The 5,018-nt window shown below is 76.3% G+C and carries 4 protein-coding genes; 2 read left to right on the forward strand and 2 right to left on the reverse strand.

What is annotated here, in order from left to right; translation table 11 throughout:
- Both GTR00_RS14310 and GTR00_RS25885 read left to right on the forward strand, forming a co-directional pair.
- The coding region (locus GTR00_RS14310) for a TetR family transcriptional regulator (protein WP_407659701.1) at nt 1-662 on the forward strand (662 nt) is incomplete at its 5' end.
- A gap of 10 nt (nt 663-672) precedes the next feature.
- Complete coding sequence (locus GTR00_RS25885) at nt 673-1,227, forward strand: MarR family winged helix-turn-helix transcriptional regulator (RefSeq protein ID WP_166612280.1); 555 nt, start codon at nt 673-675, stop codon at nt 1,225-1,227.
- 85 nt (nt 1,228-1,312) lie between these two features.
- Here GTR00_RS25885 and GTR00_RS14320 read toward each other — a convergent pair whose 3' ends face one another.
- Nucleotides 1,313-2,785 (reverse strand): sugar transferase, encoded by a 1,473-nt coding sequence (locus GTR00_RS14320; RefSeq protein ID WP_166612283.1) that lies wholly within the window; start codon nt 2,783-2,785, stop codon nt 1,313-1,315.
- A 337-nt stretch (nt 2,786-3,122) separates the two neighbouring features.
- Nucleotides 3,123-4,955, reverse strand: a complete 1,833-nt coding sequence (locus tag GTR00_RS14325; protein WP_166612281.1) for an ABC-F family ATP-binding cassette domain-containing protein — start codon at nt 4,953-4,955, stop codon at nt 3,123-3,125.
- Nucleotides 4,956-5,018 lie beyond the last annotated feature (63 nt).

The following is a 5,018-nucleotide window of genomic DNA, read 5'->3' on the forward strand; positions in this document are numbered from 1 at the left end:
CCCGCATGCCCGCCGGGGAGCGCCGCGAGCAGCTCATCGGCATCGGCCGCTCCCTGTTCGCCGAGCGCGGGGTCGAGGGCACCACCGTGGAGGAGATCGCCGCGCGCGCCGGGGTGTCCAAGCCCGTCGTGTACGAGCACTTCGGCGGCAAGGAGGGCCTGTACGCGGTGGTGGTGGACCGCGAGATCGCCTCGCTGCTGTCGGCGATCACGCGGGCGCTGTCGGGGCGGGGCAGCCCCCGCACGCTGCTGGAGCGCTCGACCACCGCGCTGCTGGACTACATCGAGGGCTCCACCGACGGCTTCCGGATCCTGGTGCGCGACTCCCCCGCGGCCGCCGCCGGCGGCACCTTCGCCAGCCTCATCTCCGACATCGCCCGCCAGGTGGAGCACCTGCTGGTGGACGCCTTCGCCGCGCGCGGCTTCCCCCCGCAGACGGCCTCGCTGTACGCGCAGGGGCTGGTGGGGATGGTCGCGGTGACGGGCCAGTGGTGGCTGGACACCCGGGAGCCGGCGAAGGAGGAGGTCGTCGCGCACCTGGTGAACCTGGCCTGGAACGGGCTGACCGGGCTGGAGCGCTCGCCGCGGCTGCGGGCCCGCGCCCGCGAGGACGCCGGCGAGGACGCCGGGGAGGCCACCGGGGACGCCGGGGGCACGCCCTAGAGTCGCTGCCGTGGCACGCGACGACGACCGGTCCGGGCGCGACCGGTCCCCGGGCGCGCGCCCGCCCGCCGACGAGGTCGACCTCATCGTCGCGGCGTGGCGGCGCGAGACCCCTCAGCTCGACGTCGAGCCGCTGGAGGTCCTCTCGCGCGTGGCGCGCCTGGCGCGCCACCTGGACCGCCTGCGCCGCGACGCGTTCGCCGCGCACGCGCTGGAGACGTGGGAGTTCGACGTGCTGGCGGCGCTGCGGCGCGCCGGCGCCCCGCACGAGCTGTCCCCCGGTCAGCTGGTCGTGCAGACGCTCGTGACGAGCGGGACGATGACGAACCGCGTGGACCGCCTCGCGGGCCGCGGGCTGGTGCAGCGCCGCCCGGCGCCCGACGACGGGCGCAGCGTGCGCGTGCGCCTGACCGCCGAGGGCGCCGCGGTGGTCGACGCGGCCCTGGCGGACCTGGTGCGCGCCGAGCACCGGATGCTCGCGGTGCTCGCCGAGGACGAGCGGCGCTCGCTGGCGACCCTGCTGCGCCGGGTGGCCGCGCCCTTCGAGGGGCCCGCCGCCGGCTGAGCCGGCACGCGAGGACGCCCCCGCACCGGGGGGTGCGGGGGCGTCGGGGGCGCGGGTCGGCGGCGGGCCAGCGGGCGGCAGCGGGTCAGTAGGCGCCGCGGCCGCGCAGCACCGCCCCGGCGGTCTTCCACAGGATCATGAAGTCGAACGTGAAGGACCAGTTCTCCACGTAGCGCACGTCCAGGCGCACCGACTCGGCCCAGTCCAGGTCGGAGCGGCCGTTGATCTGCCACAGGCCGGTCAGGCCCGGCTTGACCAGCAGGCGCCGGCGCATGTCGTAGCCGTACTTGTCGACCTCGGCCTGCAGCGGCGGGCGCGGGCCCACCAGGGACATCTCCCCGCGCAGCACGTTGATCAGCTGCGGCAGCTCGTCCACGGAGTAGCGGCGCATGACGCGGCCCACGCGGGTGATGCGCGGGTCGACCTTCATCTTGAACAGCACGCCGTTGCCGTCGGTGGACTCGCGCAGGTCGATGAGCAGCTTCTCCGCGTCGGTGACCATCGAGCGGAACTTGAACATCGGGAACAGCTTGCCGTCCTTGCCGACGCGCTGCTGCTTGAAGAAGACCGGGCCCTTGCTGTCGAGCTTGATCAGGGCGGCGACGGCGAGCAGGACGGGGCTGAGCACCACCAGGGCGAGCGCGGCGGCGGTGCGGTCCACGGTGGTCTTGGCCAGGCGGCGCACGCCGTCCAGCTCGGGGCGCTCCACGTGCAGCAGCGGCAGGCCGCACACGGGGCGGATCGCCACGCGCGGGCCGATGACCTCGGTCAGCGCCGGGGCCACGACCATGTCGGCGCGGGTGGCCTCCAGCTCCCAGCCCAGCCGGCGCAGCGCGGCGCCGTCCAGCTCGGGGCAGGCGGTGACGGCCACGACGTCGGCGTCGACGCTGGTGACGGCGTGGCGCACCTCGTCCAGGCTGCCGATGACGGGGATGCCCAGCTCGGTCAGCTCGGCGTCCTCGGCGGCGCTGCCCCCGCCGCCGGGCACGCAGGCGCCGACGATGCGCATGCCGTGGTAGGAGGCGCGGTGCAGCTGGCGCGCCATGCCGGCGACGGCGGCGCGGTGCCCGACGGCCACGACGGTCTGCCCGGCCTCGCCGCGCGCGCGGCGCTCGTGCAGGCGCCGGCGGGTGGCGTAGCGGCCCACGAGGGTGAGCAGCGTGGCGATGGGGAAGGCGATGACGACGTAGCCGCGGGCCACGTCCAGGCCGAAGGCCCACGAGGAGGTGCCGACGAGCGCGACGACGGCCAGCGCCGCCGAGAGCACCCGGTGGAACTCCTCGGAGCCGACGCCGAGGAAGCGCGGCTCGTAGGTGCGGAAGGCGCCCATGGCGACGACCCAGATCACCGGCAGCAGCACGGCGCAGGCCACCACGGCCCGGCCGGCGGTGGTGTCGAGGTCGGCCGGCTGGCCGTTGAAGCGGGCGAAGAAGCCCACGAACGCGGCGAACGCGGCCACGGCCGCGTCGAGCGCGACGATCTTCTGCACGTAGTCGCGCTGCCACGCGGGGGTGCGCTCGGGAAGCCCGAGGGCGCCGCGCTGCCTGGGCAGCAGCAGCCGCTCGCGCCGAGCGGCGTCGGCGTCGACGTCCGCCGGGGAGGTCCCGAGGAGCTTGTCCTCGATCTCCCCGGGTTCGGTCCTGGATCCGGGCGCGTCGCTGATGCTCAAAGTCCCCCCTGGACTCGGTCTGTCCGCCGGCCTGGCCTGGTGCGCGTTCACCACCCCCATGGGACCGCGCGGCCCGGCACAGCGTAGGGGAACGCCACCCGGACGGTGCAACAGTTCTCGCGCCACGAGGCCTCCCGTGAGCACGGTGCACCGGAAGAGGTCACCCGTTCGACGCAACGCGCACGGGCGGTGGCTGCCCGTGATCACCGGGTGGGGGCGGACCGGCTCACTCCACCAGCTCGGAGGCCTCCATCCACACCTGCTCCAGCTCCTCGCGCTCGGCCAGCAGCGCCCGCAGCCGCCCGTCCAGCTCGGTGACGGCGGCCGGGTCGGTGGCGCGCTCGGCCAGCTCGGCGTGCAGCTGCTCCTCGGTGCGGGCGATGCGGTCCAGCTGCCGCTCCACGCGGGCCATCTCCTTGCGCGCCGCGCGCACCGCCGCGCCGTCGGCGGCGGGCCGCTCGCGCCCGGGGTCCGCGCCCTGCCCGCCGGCGCCGCCGGCGGGGGCCGCCACCTGCGCGGCCTTGGCCTGCGCGCGCCGGCGCAGGTACTCCTCCACCCCGCCGGGCAGGTCGCGCACCGCGCCGTCGCCGAGCAGCGCCACCTGGCGGTCGGTGACGCGCTCGAGCAGGTAGCGGTCGTGGCTGACGACCACGAGGGTGCCCGGCCAGCCGTCCAGCAGGTCCTCCACCGCGGCCAGGGTGTCGGTGTCCAGGTCGTTGGTGGGCTCGTCCAGCAGCAGCACGTTGGGCTCGCCCATCAGCAGGCGCAGCAGCTGCAGGCGGCGGCGCTCACCGCCGGACAGGTCGTCCACGCGGGTCCAGGCGCGCTGGGCGGTGAAGCCCAGGCGCTCCAGCAGCTGCCCGGCCGGCACGTCGCGGTCACCCAGGCGCACGTGCTTGGCGACGCGGTCGGCGGCCTCCAGGGCCCGCAGCTCGCCCACCTCGTCCAGCTCGCGCACCCCCTGCGACAGGGTCGCCACCTTCACGGTCCTGCCGAGCTTGACGCGCCCGGCGTCCGGCTGCAGCGTGCCGTTGACCAGGCCCAGCAGGGTGGACTTGCCGGCGCCGTTGACGCCCACCACGCCCACCCGCTCGCCCGGCCCCAGGCGCCAGGTGACGCCGTCGAGCAGGGTGCGCCCGCCGCGCGCCACGGCGACCTCCTCCAGGTCCACCACGTCCTTGCCCAGGCGGGCGGTGGCCATGCGGGCCAGCTCCACGGAGTCCCGCAGCGGCGGCACGTCGGCGATGAGGGCGTTGGCGGCCTCGATGCGGAAGCGCGGCTTGCTGGTGCGCGCCGGGGCCCCGCGGCGCAGCCAGGCCAGCTCCTTGCGCAGCAGGTTCTGGCGCCGCTCCTCGGTGACGGCGGAGACGCGGGCGCGCTCGGCGCGGGTGAGCACGTACGCGGCGTAGCCGCCGTCGTAGGCGTCCACGACGCCGTCGTGCACCTCCCACACCCGCTCGCACACGGCGTCGAGGAACCAGCGGTCGTGGGTGACGACGAGCAGGGCGCCGGTGCCGGGCGCCCAGCGGGTGCGCAGGTGCTCGGCCAGCCAGGCCACGCCCTCGACGTCGAGGTGGTTGGTGGGCTCGTCCAGGACGAGCAGCTCGCCGGCGGGGTCGGCGGCCAGCAGCGCGGCCAGCGCCACGCGGCGGCGCTGCCCGCCGGAGAGGGCGTCGACGGGGGCCTCCAGGCCGCCGACGTCGGAGGCCTCCAGGTCGCCCAGCAGCCCGGCCACGACGTCGCGCACCCGCGGCTGGGAGGCCCAGGCGTGCTCGGGCAGGTCGCCGAGGACCGCGTCGCGCACGCTGGTGCCCGGCGCCAGCGCGTCGGACTGCGCGAGCACGCTCATGCGCAGCCCGCCGGTGTGCGTGACGCGCCCGCCGTCGGGCTCCTGCTGCTTGGCCAGCAGGCGCAGCAGGGTGGACTTGCCGTCGCCGTTGCGGCCCACGACGCCGGTGCGGTCCCCCTCGGAGACGCCGAGGGAGACGCGGTCGAGCAGGGTGCGCGAGCCGTGGACGACGGTCAGGGCCTCGGCGCTGACCAGGTTGGCTGCGGGCACGGTGCTCCTCCAGGGGTGCGGTGCGCGGGCGGTGCGGCCGCGCGGGCGGGGGTGGTTCGGGGG

It is taken from the genome of Kineococcus indalonis (assembly GCF_009906395.1).
Classification (GTDB): domain Bacteria; phylum Actinomycetota; class Actinomycetes; order Actinomycetales; family Kineococcaceae; genus Kineococcus; species Kineococcus indalonis.